A 17,792-nucleotide genomic window follows, 5' to 3' on the forward strand; every position below is an offset into this window, starting at 1 on the left:
CTTTCGTCATCAGCTACCTTTTGCGGATAGTTTTTTTGGTATGCATTATTTTCGGTCGACGTCTCATTATTTTTAATGGCATGCGAACCATAAAATCTTTCCAGTCACTGAATCGATATGGAACAGCAGGGCTGGTATAAGGAACGCCAAAACTTTTCAGTTTCACTAAATGACTGCAAAGTAAAAGAAAGAAGAGAATAACTCCATACAAGCCAAATATCGCAGCACAAAACATAGCTACAAAACGAAGAATGCGTAACGTAATTCCCACACTATATTGCGGAATAGTAAAAGAAGAAATAGCTGTTACCGCAACAACAATAACCATTATTGGACTAACAATTCCTGCTTCTACGGCAGCCTGACCAATTATTAAACCGCCCACAATTCCCATTGCCGGTCCAATCGGTTTAGGCAGACGTAAACCTGCTTCTCGTAAAACTTCGATAGCTATTTCCATAATTAACGCTTCTATTAAAGCGGGAAAAGGAACTCCTTCTCGCGATCCGATAATAGAAATAGCGAGCTTAGTGGGAATTAATCCTGGATGAAATGAAATGAAAGAAATATACAGTGCTGGAGCAAATAATGAAACAAAAGCTGTCATGAAGCGTAATAAGCGGAGAAGTGTACCAGGAAGCCACCTTTCATAATAATCTTCTGGTGATTGCAGCAGCATGCTAAATGTAACTGGAGCAATTAAAACAAATGGTGTTCCATCTAACAAAATAGCTACTCGACCTTCCATCAAAGCACTAATAACACGATCAGGTCGTTCTGTATTTTGAATCTGCGGAAAAGGACTGAGATAATTATCTTCAATAAGTTGCTCTATATAACCAGATTCGAGTACACTGTCTATGTCAATTTTCTGAATTCTGTTTTTTATTTCATCCACCAATTCTGTACTAGCAAGATCTTTAATAAATGCGACGACTAACTCTTTCTTTGCACGTTCTCCTACTGGTAGCTTTACTAATGATAAGCTCTCATCCGCACAGTGTCGTCGCAAAAGTGAGGTATTATCACTTAATACTTCAGTAAAACCGACCCGTGGCCCTCTGACTAATGCCTCCGATACTGGTTCTTCAATGCTTCTTTTTATTTGCTTTTGTTGCACCAAGAATAAACACATCTGCTAAACCATCAATTAAAAGAGCTGTTGAACCTATCAATACTTTGGGTATTAAATCTTTTATGTAATGGACTTCTGCTACTTCACTAATTGTAAGAACTTTATTTTTAATATATTCTTTTGAAACAGTCCCCTCCACATAAGAAGATTCATTTTTATATTCATCAGAAAAATCATCCATTAGTAATTTCATAATATGTTTGTCAATTATCTCTTTATCTGATAGACCATCAACAAAAACGATCCCAGCCTGAATATCTGTGCGTCCAATATTAAACTTCCGAAATCGAACATCAGAATTATGTCCGATTTGTTGCTTTATAAGTTCTAAGTTAGAGGCAAAATCATTTGTGAAATGAACGTTTGTATTTTGAGATGGTTTATGCTCTTGTTTCGTTTTACTTTGAATATTATTTTTTTTCACTTGTTTGTCTCTTGACTTCCACCAACTCATTCTTCCCACTCTTTCTCTGACATACGAACCCAATGAAAAAATCTTGAGATAGTATACGGAATTAAAAACAAGATAAAAGCTTGTACAAAGACTTTCCAATCTGGAAGATAAGAAGTAATTATGTTCCACATTTTTATCACCCAATTTATATACTCTGCTAGGATTGAGATTTCTAAAAAACGATATGTACTTAATAAAAAATAACGATAAGATTAAAGAGCAGAAAAGCGAGACATTATGCTTATTTAGTACCAATAATCTAATTAGTATAAAAACATTTCTGACCTAAAATACCATTTCCAATTATAATTTGTTAAATATTATCTCCTTTTCCCTTATTTATATGCCCGCATTTGAATTTCAAATAATATAAGGATCAATGATATTTCCTCTTAAAGAAAAAAAGATGCCAGAAGATAGCATCTTTTTTTCAATTCAACTTACTATGTATTTATATTTTATTGTGAAAATACTCGTTTTTTTTAATGAATATTAATGTGTAAAAAATACATATTCTTTTGTTTTAAGTTCATACACTTCTACCGAATCGATACGGAATTTTCTGATTTTAAAACCAATATGAAATAAAGGAAAATCCTCTCTTAGAAAAACTATATAAAACCAATAACATGAAAACAATTATCAATCTATCAATTGAAAATAATACTTAGCAAGAGTTTATTATCTTAACTCCAAGTGTATTCGTTTTGCTTCAAAATAAAGAACTTGAATAAATTTTTTCGTATCAATACGAGCAGGTAATGTTGGTTCATTATTCAATTCTGTCATCTTTCTCCTTACGGTAGTAAAATCAAAAAATCTAGAAGCATAATTTTCGAACTTCGGGTTTAAAAAATCAGTAAGTCCAAGGGATGCTAAATGGTTTAATGATTGATAAATTGCTCTCCGAATCCGTTGTTTGGAAGCTTCTATGAACCTTTTTAATTCGGCATCTTCAGCTGAATCCCCAAGTTTTTTTTGAGCTAAATTCATAAAAATCTCTTTTAGTGAGGGAAAGCCTTGTTCCAACGTGTTATCTTGTTCATATTTATATAAATAATCTAGCATATCCATTAAATCTTTACTTCCACTTTCACTGGCTATTCCTAATTCAGACAAAAGAAAATGAATGGAATTTTGAAAATGATTGAAAGTATTTAAATGTTTTTCATTACGGTATTTTTCTTGCACAATTGAATTACTATCCAATTTTAGTACCATATTAAGCGATTCTTGAATGTTTTTTATTGATTTTTCCAAACGAATTCGTTCAATGACTTTCCGAACAACTGTTAATACTTCAATCCGGTTAATTGGCTTAATAATATAGTATTCAACACCAAGCGAATAAGCTTCAGCAATTAATTCTTTTGATTCTACTTGAGAGACCATGATGATTTTCCCTTTAAACGAAGGCTTTATTTGACGAATTGTTTTTATTCCATCTTGATTCGGCATTAACAAATCGATAAATAAAATGTCTATATTTTTAAGGATTACCATTTGTTGCTCTAAAGATAAACCATCCTCAGCTTCTCCTATAACCTCCCCAAGATCTTCATCCTCGATAATTTGAGCCAACATTGAGCGAACCGCTTTTTCATCATCTACTATATAAAAATACATAGAATCACCCTTTCGAAATTATATGATCAATCCCTAATCTAATTATAAAAATTGATCCTTTTCCTTCGGTTCTGTCCTCAAACGTAACATCACCTTCAAGTTGTGCGACCATTTCTTTAACATACGATAATCCGATACCTGTCGATGGGTTGCCTAAATCATCATATTTAGAAGTAAACCCAGGCTCAAAAATTGAATCTTTATATTTTGAAGAAATACCAGGACCATTATCGCCTATTTGAAATTCAACAAAATGGTGGTCTTTATTAATGTCAATTGTGATGGTTCCCATACCTTGGATAGCTTCTACAGCGTTTGTAACGATATTATTTATAATAGATAAGATTGTGTAAATATGATAATGAGGATGCACACCATCAATTTTATACACAAATTGGATGTCTTTCTCTAGCAACCGTGCATATTTCGTATTTGCCCGTATAATGATATTTACTAGTTCATGCACAGACATATAATCTGTAAAACTTTCATCAGAAATTAATTTTGAAAGTCCCGCAAAAATACGTTGGTTATCCTTTTTAACGTCATGGACCTCACCAGCAATTTGTAATGCCTGTTGCCTTAAATCCTCAAACTGAAAATCCATCTGTTTGTGCTCAAAGGAGTCTAAGGTTTGATATAAATCATAGGATTTTTTTGTTATATTCTCAGCATCTTGTAATGTTTTCTTTAAATGAACAGCATCTTCATATAAATTAGAGATGAGCATGAGCATGTGTTCATTTTGCTTCTTTATATGTCTCTCCCTTGATTGCGCTTCATACAATTTCATCATATTGAAAAAGCTTAGAACTATAAAACTATGGGAACATGCAATAACAATGATCTCATTTATTGCCTCGGATGTGATCGATGTTTTTAATACGAAATATTGAATCATTAATTCCACACAGTCTGACAGTATTTCAATCATGCAACCAATAAAACCAATCATTAGTGGTTGATGATAAAAACGTTTGATTTTTGCTAAATGAAAGAGATACGAATAAGTAAAATAAAAGAAAAAACTAGGATAGTGAGTATGAAAAGCGGCTAGCCAATCCACATTTCCCTTTATAATGACATCCATTGAGATACGAAATACTACCACGACTATCGCTGTTAAAAAACCCGGTAAAAATGCTGGAATTCGTCGAAACAATAACAAAAAAAAGAAAAATGTTGGTGCGCCAAAGCTCATTCTAAATGTTTCATTTAAAGGAAATGACTTTATTTCACCTACTAAGGGTACTGTAAGTATCATTAAAACGAGAATATAGATGTCTTTTTTTACTAAATTACTAAGATTCAAAATAATCACTTCTCACTTTCGCCTAACAGTCAGTATACAAACCTATTTGCATTAATACAATACTTACTCTATTTTTTTCAAAAACTGATAAATAAGATATAAACGAAAGCATTATAGATTGTGAGTATTCATTACACCCTTCTACTTTAGAAACATACTTTATAACTCAAAAATGTTCAGACACAATATAAGGTCTGAACACTTTTGGACTCGCTCTAACACCAAAATATCTGTGCTCCTTTTTAAAATATACTTAAATCCCATTCTTTTGCAATATGTTCTAACAACATAATTCCTGGTAAACTATTCCCATACTCATCAATGGCTGGTCCGTAAATACCAATACCACATCCATCTTGAAACGATAAATCCTTCCTAGATTTTGAGGGAACAAGTGTCATAATTCCGCCCGATACCCCACTCTTAGCTGGTAATCCAATGAAAGCAGCAAATTTTCCGGAAGCATTGTACATTCCACAAGTAAGCATTAAAGCTTTTGTTAACCTAGCTACTTCTTTAGGGAGCACTTGTTCTTTGCGAATAGGATGATATCCATCATGTGCTAGTATAAGCCCTATTAAGGCAATATCTTCTGTATTTATTTCAATCGAACATTGTTTTAGGTAAACCTCTAGTGTCTCCTCCACATCTGATTCTAGAAAACCATTCTCCTTTAAATAGTATGCTAATGCTCTATTACGATGAGCCGTTTCCCATTCTGATTGAAATACTATTTCATTAATAGCGGGACGCTTCTCTATCATTTTTTCAATTAATACGTATAGAGATTCTAATTTTTCTTGCACCGATGTCCCTGGCAAAAGTGAAGCTATCGTAATTGCTCCAGCATTGATCATAGGATTAAAAGGTTTTCCTGGTTTATGTATCTCTAAACGAATAATTGAATTAAAGGCATCTCCAGTTGGCTCTACGTCAACTCGTTCTAATACATAAGAAATACCGCGACTTAAACAAGCGGCTATAAAACCGATTACTTTTGATATACTTTGTAATGTGAAAGGTATCTCCCAATCTCCTGATTTTATCATTGTTCCATCTGGCTTTACTATACAAATACCTAACTGCGATACATTTATTTCCCCCAGAGCGGGAATATAACTGGCGCTTCGTCCCTTAGCTGCATACGCTCGATAATGAGCTACCCATTGATCTAAGCAAACTTTTTCTTGACCCTCAACTTGAACGCTAGAATCCTTTATCATTTAATCATATTCCCCCGTACTATTAACTTTATATAGAATGATTTTTTCTTTACTATAATCAATAATATTTGCACTAGAACCAAGAAAAATATTCAGACATATTGCAGTCTGAATATCCTTCTTATTACACACTTTTCTTTTTTGAAGTTTTCTCATAACTATCCCAACATTCAATATTTTCAAGCCCTTTAATGTTTTCTTTATAAAAAATAGGATCTTTACCAGCTTTTTTCTGGTTTATATAATCTTGTAACGCCGCAAATGCTACTTTTGAAAGTAAGGTAATAGCAATTAAATTAATAATAACCATAAAGCCCATAAATAAGTCCGCTAAATCCCATACAATTTGAATCTTTGCAACAGAACCAAATACAATCATAGCCAACACACTTATTCTGTATATCATTAACCACACTTTACTTGTATGTAAGAAGCGAATATTTGTTTCACCATAATAATAGTTGCCAATTAACGCACCAAATCCAAATAAAAAAACAAAGATAGCAAGACAACCCGATGCCCAAGGACCTATGTGTTCACTTAATGCTGCTTGTGTAAGTGCAATACCATTTAATCCCGGTTGTTTATATGCATCAGACAGCAAAATAATAAAGGCAGTGCTAGTACAAATGATCAGTGTATCCGTTAATACACCAAATGCTTGAATCAGTCCTTGTTTCACCGGATGACTTGTTGTTGCTGTTGCGGCAACGTTTGGTGCACTTCCCATACCAGCTTCATTTGAAAATAAACCACGTTTAACTCCATTCATAAGTGCTGCACCAATTGAACCGCCTGCTATTTGTTTAAAACCAAATGCGTTTTGAACAATAAGAGAAAGAACTTCCGGCATTTTTGATATGTTGGTAACTACAACAAATAATGCAACTCCAATGTATAATACCGCTAAAAATACTACCTTGTATTCAGCCATTTTTGCAATACGTTGTACACCACCAAAAATAATCGCAGCGAAAGCAATGGCCATGATTATCCCAACTGTTAGACGATCTGTACCAAATGAGTTTTGAAAAGCAATTGTAACTGTATTTGATTGTACTGAATTGAATACAAGTCCAAAAGTAATTGTGATTAAAATAGAGAATAATACTCCCATCCAACGTTTATTCAACCCTTTTTCCATATAATAGGATGGACCACCGCGGAAACCAGTTTTATCTTTTACTTTATATATCTGTGCTAATGTGCTTTCGACAAAACTAGATGCCGAGCTGATAATAGAAATAATCCACATCCAAAATACAGCTCCAGGACCACCTAATGCAATTGCAATCGCAATTCCTGTAATATTCCCTGTTCCAACGCGGGCTGCCATACCAATACAAAACGCTTGAAAAGGAGAGACTTGATCTTTAGCACCGCTTTTTCCCTCCATTAATACACGGACCATCTCTTTTAACATTCGAAACTGTACAAAATTCAATTTAAATGTAAAATAAATTCCGCAAATAACAAGCATAATAATTAACAATTTAGACCATAAAAAATCATTTGTTGATCCGACTAAATCTACAAAAAACCTTTCCATATCATCACTCCATACCAAAATTTATCTATCATAATCTATATAAAATCACCTATATTTCCTGGTATAAATACCTCTTTCATATTCAAATACAACAAGGATAAAAATTTTCTATATGAATCGGATTGGCCTGCTTAAGCAAACATCACAACATGTAACCGTAAAACTGAAATTTTGAAGTACTTAACGATTATACAAACGGATGCTCTACCCCTTTCTGCAAAACTAATATTTTTATCCACTAACATTGTTGTACTACTATGTTTGTTTCGTTTACCGGTGATTTAAATCATAATAATCAATAGTGATTAAGTGGTTTTTTGTTAATCTTCTCAAGAACATGGAAATATCTCCTTTCTCACTACTAATCTCAAAAATAGGCTAGGTAAAAAATTCGCGAAAACTCTATAAAGCGCTTTCACTATTCAACTAAGAAAATCTTGTCTTTAATTTATAATTAAAAGTACAGAATGTTACGAAAAAGTACAGATTTTTATAAAAACAAAAAATATTTTAAGTTTTTTTCATCTAAAAAACACTGAGATTTTGTGAATTTTATACAGTATCCAAACGTCGCAGATTCTGTTCTACCTAACCTTTGACAAGCCTCTATTTTCTTCATAAAAACATGCGTACTTTTTCTCTTTTAGAACTTCTTATAAAGTATTTGAAATCAAGAATCAATAGGGTATTGTAAGAATATTAAAAAAATAAAGCATTTAATTTATTTATGGTATCATACAAAAAACATTTGTTTTCTCAATTAATCCCCCTAGCTGGATTCGTCTATATTGCACATATTTACCACATGAAAGACACTAAGCAAAAAAGGATTTTATTGAAGGGATGAAACATTACAAAACTTTTATTTAGGAACTTATGACATCCTCTTTTCTAGCAATATCGAGTTATCCCAAAAAACGTATATTTACTAACATAGATTACAGGTGGTGTATTGTGAAAGAAATAGTATTCGTTCAAAATAAAAAAAGACTCCTTATGAAATTCGGATTTTTAAAAAAAGATTTAGTACTTACCATTTCACTAATACTAGCAATTGTAAGCTGCTTAATACATTCGCCAAAGATCGAATATATTAACTTTGAAGTGTTAATTAGCTTATTTAATCTAATGGTGGCCATTAAGGCCTTGGAACAGCTAAAGATATTAGACAAACTTGCCGTTGCCATTTTAAATAAATGCAATAACAGCAGGTCAATATCTATTATTCTAATTTTGTTATGCTTTATTTGCTCCATGTTTGTAACAAATGATGTCGCTCTCCTCACTTTTGTACCAATAACACTTGTCATTAGTAAAAAAACACAAATGAACATGATGGATACAATCATCCTGCAAACAATTGCGGCAAACATCGGTAGTAGCTTGATGCCTATGGGAAACCCACAAAATTTATACTTATACTCTTACTATGGAATTAAGCTCATCCCATTTTTAGGTTCAATCCTGCTTTTAGCTGTACTTGGAATTAGTTTGTTATTTATATGTACTCAAAAACTTCAAAAAACAGATTTAAAAATAGAACTACCTGTTATTACCGTGAAAAATCGAAAAAAAGCTACCGTCTGGATTTTAATACTTCTCACTATCATTGCATCTATTTTTGGTGTCATTAATTATTACATTGCGCTAATAGTTACATTAGTGGCAGCATTTACATTAGATAGAAACTTACTATTTAAGATCGATTACTTTCTTCTAATAACCTTTGTCTGTTTTTTTATTTTCATCGGAAACATTTCACATTCGGATGCACTGGAGACATTTGCTCGCGCTAATTTAAGAGGAGATACTTCAGTCTTCTTTAGTTCCATATTTTTGAGTCAATTGATTAGCAATTTTCCTACTTCAATTCTTCTATCAAACTTTACTTCTGATTGGAAAGCTTTATTACTAGGAGTAAATATTGGAGGGCTTGGAACAATTATCGCATCTTTAGCCAGTGTAATCTCCTATAAACTATTCATTCAGGCCAATGTTAAAGAGAGTAAGGCGTATTTAATTAAATTTAGCATTTACAACTTTTCATTTTTAATCATACTTACATGTATACAATACTTTATGTTTAAATTTCTAAAAATTTTTTAAAAAATTAATTCCTTTAGAAAAACCCAAATTCTCAATTTAATGCTGAGATATTTGGGTTTTAATATAGGTATGTTTAAAGAGCTACAACAAAGTTACCATCAATTTAATATTTTGAGATGTTCTCACAGCGAAAATCTTTTAGCTTTTACGTTGTTTATTAGATTTCAGTTCATTTTTGAAGTCTTCTTCACAAAATCCTTAATGTCCCTCAATTTTTTCCTGCTAATATTATCTTTAATGGTTGAATCTATTTCAATTTTTAATTTTGCAAATGCTACTCCTACACAATTATAGATACTTAATCCAAAAGCAAGATGTCTTGCAGTACCACTAAATGCCTTTTTAATATCAATGTCAGGACGATAAACGTTGAATTTATCAGGCCTTTCAAATACGTTAGAGTCACAATTTGTTGCACCAATCATACAGTAGTATCCACATAACTAGTTACATTCTCCTTTTTTCTATTGTTAATAGCTTCGTAATAAAAGCTGTTAAACATCAAAAGTGCGAAGTCTTAAATTAAACTTCGCACCTTATACAAATTTACAATCCGTGACGATACCAATACAAATGCAATACTAGATACATACTAATCACTCATTATATCTGTTGCTCTTTTAATTGGCCAATGTATAAACAAATCCTTTTACTTAGCCATTCTTCATGATTGGCTTGATTGTTTCTAGATACTTAATCCCTCTATACTCTTTCAAGCGGTAATCCATTCCGATGGAAATTACAAATGACAAAATTTATCCGTTTTTCCTACTTTCTAAATTCAGCAAGTAAAATGTTCTTAAAAACTTCCGGGTTATTAAGGTTTAAACTGTTCGAATTGATAGCGAGTGTATGTTTACCTCCAAGTGTTCCACCAGCAAAAGTGGAAAACCCTGGAACGGCACCCCTGTGTCCCCATACCGAGACACCGTTCGGAAGCTTAATTTCAAGTATTCCAAGACCATATCCGGTTCCCTCTCTATTTGTAGGAACTGTAGTAAGCATTTGTTTTAACTGCTGTTCCTTCAGTAATTTGCCACCTAGTAAGCAAGAGAAGAATTTGTTTAAGTCGTCAGCAGTAGAAATCATATCTCCATCCGAGCTACCTGGGTTAATATAAGTAACATCTTTTAGCTCACTCGCTCCGTTTATTTGCAAGTAGCCACGGGCATGCTTGGTGCCTGGAATCACGCTTGAATTGCCAGGTAGGAATGTATTTGACAAATCAAGCGGTTCAATAATTCGGTTTTCAACCTCTTCGGCATAACTGTTGCCGGTTACTTTTTCAATAAGGATCCCCAGTAATACGTATCCTGTGTTTGAATAAGACCAACCCTTTCCTGGGGCAAAGTCCGGGGGAAGTGAAATCCCCATCTTTACGAATTCTTCAGCCGTATACGATTTTTTTGTATCCATAATATCAAAGTCTTTTGAATTTACATAGTCAGCAATACCACTTGTATGATTCAATATTTGACGGATCGTAATCTGGTTACCATCATATCCGTTTCCTTGAATAACGCCAGGTAACCATTTTTCAATGGAGTCGTCTAGATTCAAACGGTTCTCTCCAGATAATTGAAGTAGAACTGTTGCAATGAACGTTTTCGTCACACTGCCAATGCGAAAGCGGAAATCTGCTTTCATTGGTTTCTTAGTTTTCAGATCCGCTACCCCAGCTGTATAACTCCAAGTTTTACCCCCCTTAGAAATTTTAGCGAGTATTCCCGGGTATCCAAGTTGCAGTTCATCTCGCATTGCTTTCTTAACGGAAGTACGATCGCTTTGCGTACTTGTTTGTAACGAACTAGATACATTTTGCGTAGGTTCTGCTTTTACAACTGATGTTGGTGTTATGTATAACAGGGAACTTCCACCTATTAAAAGTGCTAGACTTGCACATGTAATTTTACTGCGTGTTTTCATAAAGAATTCCTCTCTTCTATTAAAATTGTATAGATAGTTGATAGAAGTGTCATATACGAACCACACAGCTATCCATTCTCCAAATGATGAAAAGGCAACAATGCATTTGCAATCATTGTACTCATTATTTTCACAAAACACTCTTGTTACTGATTGTTTGTTTTATATGTAGGCCGTAATTGTTCCCCCCCTTCACGCTTCCTTATATTTTTATCCTACACAATGAAAATCTCTTTTTTCTTACCTATTCCTTACAAATTCCTTACATACAAAATCACTTCTACAATAGGATTGAAGTAGCATCTGTGCCCGAAAGCGCAAAAAACACCGATGCTTTTCGCTTCAGTGTTTTTGCGCTTTACATATTGAAGATTCGTTTTACTCTTAACAGGTTAAACTGCTAATTTTTTCTAATGCGATTATTCTTCTTGCTATATAGAACAAATTTCATTGTGTTATATGAAACACTATGAAATTTGTCATTAAGGCACATGATTCTAAATTTATTGATGTACTTGAGATGGACTCACTTTTTGAATTTGAACAAGTATATCAAATGCTTTACCTAATGATATATCAACAGTTTTTGGTATATCAGGCCCTTCGGTAGTTATTCCAGCGAAAATTGGATGTTGTTCGTTTAACCAAGTTTTTGTCACGCCATTCGCCTTACGTAAATCAATAAAAAATTGATCTTTTTTGACCTGTCCAAAAATGTAGTTATAACTGTTTGGATCATCCGATTTTAATGTTCCATAGGGGCCAAATTCACCATCGCTATTCTTGACATTATATTGTCCTTCATAAACTGACGTTCCAATAGATACGTACCGTTTTCCGTAATATTCTGCTAAATGCTGCCCTGCTACTTTAGGGTATATAAAAGAAAGCATATTTGTTTTCGAAACGTGTCCATTATGTCCCCATACAATGGTTTTTCCTAAATGTTCTTCAGTCCACTTCGCATTTTCATACATTGCAATATCATGTTTCAAATAAAAATCCGCTGGTTTATCAGGAGGTGTCGCTAACATTGTAGTAAACTGTTCAATAATACGAGCATTTTGCTTTATCCATGCAAACTCTTTAGATTTCCCATTTAAATAGCTTTTATTTTCCTCTAATAAAGCACTAATTTGTTTAGCATCTAAAACATACTTTTCTTTTTCTTCTTTCGTAAGGCTTTCAAAAGTATTCATATCCTTTGTTACAGGAATAAGCCCTTTTATCTTCTCTTCTACTCTAGGCAACAGTTTTGAGTTGTTTGCTTTAATATATTCTATTATATTATTATAAACATTTTCGTTTACTGATTGAATGTCCATCCCGATGACACGTACTTTCGATTTATGTTTTGGATTAGCATTATATTGCCGAATCCAATCAAGTAAATCTAGCATTTCTTTCGTCTTAAATACAGGTGTTAGATGTTGGCTTGGGTTTCCCTTACCAGTAAGAACATATCGATCAAGTTCCAAGGCCCTGTCCCATCCCTCTTCTAAAACTAGATTGGTAAAGCCCTTTTCAGATACTAAATACTTAACAATGCGGTGTTTCATTGTAAAAACTTCATGAGCCCCATGCGTAGCTTCACCTAAACCTACAATTGAAGCTGAACCTACCATATTCTTAAGTGGTTTCAAATCATTAAGAGATGCAGTTGGATTAGTTGTTTTTAAAGGCTTTGCATGTGCTTCTAACCATTTCGCTATTTGATTTGTATTGTAGGGAGCTGTAACAGAAACCTCTGTTTTCGAATCTGCATAAGTATTTCCTACAAAATGAGTCATTGTTATAGCAGAAGCAACAATTGCAATAATTATTTTCTTTTTCATAAAAAACCTCCTGAAATATTTACTTATAGCTTTTTGACATACTCTGCCAATTTCCGTTTAAAACATTCATTTTCTTATTACTGTTAAGATACATTTATTCTAGTTCCTAAAACTCACTTATTTCTTAATAGGTTCTTAAGAAATTCTTAATTCACTTATACGAATATAAAACTAAATAAGCTTCAATTCATTGTATTGTAAATTCCTCATTGCATAACATTATAATGTACAGATATTCGTTATAGATGATGTTATCTAAAGTATTCAATTTCAGTATGTATTATTAACGTAGTTAATATATGGTTAATATGAAGTTCCAAATTTTGATTGTTTGTAGTCTCTTTATCATAGAGTTAATTTAGGGGTTATTTTTTGTTCACTTCATTTTTTCGGCACTCTGCATCTAGACGGTATACCCATTGGCCACAGTTAGACTATTTCAAATCAAAAAAATAGATTACCTGCACACTAAAGAGTATAGCGCACAGGTAATCTAGTTGTTTTTGAGATTAATAAAAAACTAATTTATCTTTTGAATTCTTCCATCAATAATAGACTGAATTGGTTCTTTTGATTTTTTTATATAATCTACTAATGCTTCAAAATCAGTTGGTCCTGTTTCAGCATCTTTACCGTTTTTAAAGGATACAAATCCATCTCCACCTGAAGCTAGAAATGCGTTCGCAACGACGCTGTAAGTTTTAGAAGGAATAATTTCTTCTCCATTTGTTAAGCGAATACTTGTTACTTTTTCTCCATTAGGCTTGTTCGCATCCCAAGTGTATTGGATCCCTGAAATTTGAAGCATTCTTGTTATGTCTTTTTGCCATTGTTGATTTAAAATATCACGAATGTCTTGACCTGTTAAATTTACTTTTATTAATTGATTTCCGAATGGTTGAATACCATATATCTCTCCCCATGTAATATCACCAGCATCTAAGTCATTACGAATACCACCAGGATTCATAAGTGCAATTTGGGATTGCATTGTTGCACGCTGAGCATCAGCAACTAAATTTCCGAGAGTAGATTCACCAGCCGTATTGAGTTTACGATCTAGTGGAGCAATAGACTTACCTACAATTTCATTAACAAGAGGTGCGATTTTTGCTTGATATTTCTCCATCTTCTTCTTGATTTTTTTATCAGGCTCCATGCCTTCATGGTAAGTTGTAACAATTTCTGCTTTTTTCTCAACAATATCTTGTGTTTTACGATCAATCTTTACATCAACATCAGCAAAAGCCATACCATATGAATTTGCTTGTACGACAAGTTTATTATTAACAGTTCCATTTACATAGGTGTGGCTATGGCCACCAAAAATAACATCGACTTCTGGATCAGTCTCATTTGCTAATCGGACGATATCACCATTTGTGACGCCGTTCCCATCTGTTATACCTCCGTTATGTGCAAGAACAACGATAGATTTAACGCCTAGTTTTTTTAATTGCTTTACGGATTTGTTAATAGCTTCAACTTCATCTGTAATTTCTACATTCTTTAGCATAGTAGGCATAACAAGGTTAGGAACATCCGTTGTTACGACTCCGATAAAGCCAACAGGAACTCCTTGTACCTTTTTTATAGTGAATGGTGGTAAAAATAAACGACCGGTGGATTTATTATAGAAATTTGCAGCAACATATGGGAATTTTGCTCCTTTAAAATTACCTGTTTTCTCATGGTATCCACCATAAATAAGGCGGTTCATTTCTTCAACACCTTCATCAAATTCATGATTTCCTATCGTTCCAACATTGAATTTCAAATCATTTAGAAATTCAATCGTAGGTTCGTCTTGTAATAATGCTGAAACAGGAGTACTTGCTCCAACAACATCGCCAGCATGTACCTTTAATGTATTCGGATTTTGTTTTTCACGATCACGTAAATAAGCCCCTAAGTACTCAATTCCCCCTGCATCTTTATTGTTAATTTTTTTTACAGTGTCTAGTTGCCCATGAAAATCGTTAATACCGAGCATTTGTACATCTATGTAGCGGTTTTGTTCTGTACTTGCTTGGATTGAAGGCGCAGCAAATACACTAGTAAAAGTAACTGTACTTAATGCTAAAGCAACTGGAATGATTTTTTTCAACATAAAATTTCTCTCCCCTAATTAAAATCTGACATAATACGATGTTATTTTAATATATTAAGAGAATTATTTCCACAAAAATTCTACCAATTATAAAAATTAATAAGATTTTATTGTTTTCTGACAAGATATTTCTTCCTCAGAAAAATGTATATTTCTTTGTTTTGAGGATTATTCAAAATATTATCTTGATAGTAATATAACAATACTTCTAAGAAATCTAAAAAACTCTAATCAATATATTTTAGCTGTTAAGAAGAGTATTCAATCCAAAATTAATGGAGATTTATCAACCTAACACCTCAATATCACCATTTAAAAAGATGCTCCTGGATTTATCCAAGAGCATCTTTTATAAAGCTTTATTTTTTACTTGTTTATAATTTATCAATTAACAATTATATATTTGTAATCAGTCATTTAAAAATAATAGGAGTGCTTCATTAAATTCTTTAGCATGCGTTGCATGTAGCCCATGTGGACCACCCTTTATTAAGGCCACTTTAGAATTAGGAATTGCTTCATGTGTTAATTTCCCACTATATTCATATGGTACAGTTGCATCAGAATCACCGTGAATAATAAGAGTAGGTATATTAAACTTCTCCAAGTCTTTTCTAAAATCTGTCTTACTAAAGGCGGTAATACAATCAAGTGTTCCTTTAGGTGATGCACTGGCTGCAATATCCCAATTATATAAACGGAATGGCTCACTAACTAAATCTGTTCGATTACCAGCCGCGAAAAATCCCTTAGTAAATTCATCAAGAAATGCAAGGCGGTCATTTATCACACCACTTTTGAATGCTTCAATTGTTGCATCATCTAATGCCCCTTCAGGATGATTCTGTGATTTGTATAAATATGGAGGTACTGCTCCAGCAAAAACAGCCTTTTCAATACGATCTGTTCCATACGTACTAATATACCGGGATACTTCGCCTCCACCCATAGAAAAACCAACAAGTGTGACATTTTGAAGCTCTAAATGTTCTAATAGTTGATGTACATCAGAAGTAAAGGTATCATATTCATACCCTTCCCACGGCTGAGATGATTGTCCAAATCCTCGACGATCATATGTTATAACTCTGTATCCAGCCTCAACAAGAGCGGGAACTTGGTATTCCCAAGATCGACCACTTAACGGCCAACCATGAATGAGTACAACTGGTTTTCCTGTGCCATGATCCTCATAATATATCTCAATTGGTGCTTGATTTTCGGTTCCCACAGTAATTTTAGCCATGCTTCTACCTCCAAAAAGTATTCTAATATGTATCCTTTTCTTCAATAATCCGGATGAATCTCATAACCTATTCATGCACGTTTATGTTGTGAACTCTAAGTATGAAACTCTATTGTTCCAATGCATTCATTTTCTCCTTTTGGAACAATCCCCCCCTCTAATACCTTTTTCATCATAAAATAATTACTGAACATTACTCCTATTCAATTGTAATAACAAAAATAGGTGACTATCAATATTGTTCTATCTATAGGATGTATAGGTAAAACCAATCTATTTTATAGTGAAAACAACTATAGTTACGACCTATACGAATTATAGATAATTTAGAATTGATTAACGAATCAGTTTTCAAATACTATAAATTTGTATAGCACTTCATGTTCTATGAATGCTGCTATAACCAATATTATTGGGCTGCTTAGTTATAAACGAAGAAACTTATGATAGTATTCGACTATTTAAACTTTCTTCGATTACTTAATTTTTAGGAGGAATACATAATGACTGATCTCTATTCTCGTATTAACAAAGACGATGCTGTCGTGCTTTTAGTAGATCATCAAACTGGTCTTATGTCCGGACTAGTACGTGACTATGGTGTTGATGAATTCAAGAACAATGTTTTAGCTCTTGCTCATACTGCTAAGTTTTTTGATTTACCAGTTATTTTAACAACAAGTTTTGAAAACGGGCCTAACGGACCTTTAATGCAAGAATTGGTTGATCTCTTTCCTCATGCACCAAAAATAGCTCGACCTGGACAAATTAACGCATGGGATAATGATGATTTTGTAAAAGCAATCGAAGAAACTGGAAAAAAGCAACTTATCATCGCGGGCGTAGTTACGGACGTTTGTGTTGCTTTCCCTGCACTTTCCGCTATAAAAGCTGGCTATGAAGTATTTGCTGTTACTGATGCTTCAGGAACTTTCAGTAAACAAGTTGCAGATGCTGCCAATACACGTATGGCACATAGTGGCGTGCAACTTATGAACTGGTTTAGCGTAGCTTGCGAATTACAACGCGATTGGCGCAACGATGTCGAAGGTTTTGGCAATTTGCTTGCTAGCAATCTTCCAGGCTATCAAAATATAATTGGAAGCTATAGAGGAGCTCAGCGAGATCTTAGTAAACAAAATGCATAAATGTATCTCAAGTAAATAGCTTTAAATCACCTTTTTTAAAGTAGATAGTATAAATTTAGTGCTGATTAAATCAGCACTAAATTTAAATTAAAAAGTATAGTAGAGCTTCAATTGACAGAAGA

The 17,792-nt window shown here is 33.3% G+C and carries 11 protein-coding genes and 1 pseudogene; 2 read left to right on the top strand and 10 right to left on the bottom strand.

Annotated elements, in window-relative coordinates; genetic code table 11:
• Positions 1–13 precede the first annotated feature (13 nt).
• From BC_RS15580 to BC_RS15600, 5 genes and pseudogenes are all read right to left on the bottom strand, one after another.
• Positions 14–1,589 (bottom strand): annotated as a pseudogene (locus BC_RS15580) (spore germination protein).
• 681 nt (positions 1,590–2,270) lie between these two features.
• Positions 2,271–3,215: a response regulator gene (locus BC_RS15585; protein ID WP_000274087.1), complete on the bottom strand. Its 945-nt coding sequence runs from the start codon at positions 3,213–3,215 to the stop codon at positions 2,271–2,273.
• A 4-nt stretch (positions 3,216–3,219) separates the two neighbouring features.
• Positions 3,220–4,536, bottom strand: a complete 1,317-nt coding sequence (locus tag BC_RS15590; RefSeq protein ID WP_000584807.1) for a sensor histidine kinase — start codon at positions 4,534–4,536, stop codon at positions 3,220–3,222.
• Positions 4,537–4,769: 233 nt separating this feature from the next.
• Positions 4,770–5,750, bottom strand: coding sequence for a glutaminase GlsA (gene glsA / locus BC_RS15595; protein ID WP_000588648.1), 981 nt, complete (start codon positions 5,748–5,750; stop codon positions 4,770–4,772).
• Positions 5,751–5,874: 124 nt separating this feature from the next.
• On the bottom strand, positions 5,875–7,299 hold the full coding sequence (locus tag BC_RS15600) for an alanine/glycine:cation symporter family protein (RefSeq protein ID WP_000439275.1): 1,425 nt from the start codon (positions 7,297–7,299) through the stop codon (positions 5,875–5,877).
• Between the two features lie 954 nt (positions 7,300–8,253).
• Here BC_RS15600 and BC_RS15605 point away from each other — a divergent pair.
• Positions 8,254–9,405 (top strand): anion transporter, encoded by a 1,152-nt coding sequence (locus tag BC_RS15605; RefSeq protein ID WP_000659298.1) that lies wholly within the window; start codon positions 8,254–8,256, stop codon positions 9,403–9,405.
• Positions 9,406–9,569: 164 nt separating this feature from the next.
• Here the strand turns inward: BC_RS15605 and BC_RS15610 are convergent, their stop codons facing one another.
• The 5 genes from BC_RS15610 to BC_RS15630 form a co-directional block, all read right to left on the bottom strand.
• Positions 9,570–9,830 carry a cytochrome P450 gene (locus BC_RS15610; RefSeq protein WP_002041425.1) on the bottom strand — a complete coding sequence of 87 codons (261 nt, stop codon included), beginning with the start codon at positions 9,828–9,830 and terminating at the stop codon, positions 9,570–9,572.
• Positions 9,831–10,173: 343 nt separating this feature from the next.
• On the bottom strand, positions 10,174–11,331 hold the full coding sequence (locus BC_RS15615; RefSeq protein ID WP_000857806.1) for a serine hydrolase domain-containing protein: 1,158 nt from the start codon (positions 11,329–11,331) through the stop codon (positions 10,174–10,176).
• A gap of 503 nt (positions 11,332–11,834) precedes the next feature.
• Positions 11,835–13,166 carry an erythromycin esterase family protein gene (locus BC_RS15620; protein ID WP_000726836.1) on the bottom strand — a complete coding sequence of 444 codons (1,332 nt, stop codon included), beginning with the start codon at positions 13,164–13,166 and terminating at the stop codon, positions 11,835–11,837.
• A gap of 520 nt (positions 13,167–13,686) precedes the next feature.
• The gene (locus BC_RS15625; protein WP_000913782.1) at positions 13,687–15,276 is read right to left on the bottom strand and encodes a bifunctional metallophosphatase/5'-nucleotidase; all 1,590 of its coding nucleotides are present in this window, start codon (positions 15,274–15,276) and stop codon (positions 13,687–13,689) included.
• A 409-nt stretch (positions 15,277–15,685) separates the two neighbouring features.
• Positions 15,686–16,522, bottom strand: coding sequence for a bromoperoxidase (locus BC_RS15630; protein WP_001074324.1), 837 nt, complete (start codon positions 16,520–16,522; stop codon positions 15,686–15,688).
• A 503-nt stretch (positions 16,523–17,025) separates the two neighbouring features.
• Here BC_RS15630 and ycaC point away from each other — a divergent pair.
• Complete coding sequence (gene ycaC / locus BC_RS15635) at positions 17,026–17,670, top strand: isochorismate family cysteine hydrolase YcaC (protein ID WP_000131214.1); 645 nt, start codon at positions 17,026–17,028, stop codon at positions 17,668–17,670.
• Positions 17,671–17,792 lie beyond the last annotated feature (122 nt).

It is taken from the genome of Bacillus cereus ATCC 14579 (assembly GCF_000007825.1).
Classification (GTDB): Bacteria; Bacillota; Bacilli; order Bacillales; family Bacillaceae_G; genus Bacillus_A; species Bacillus_A cereus.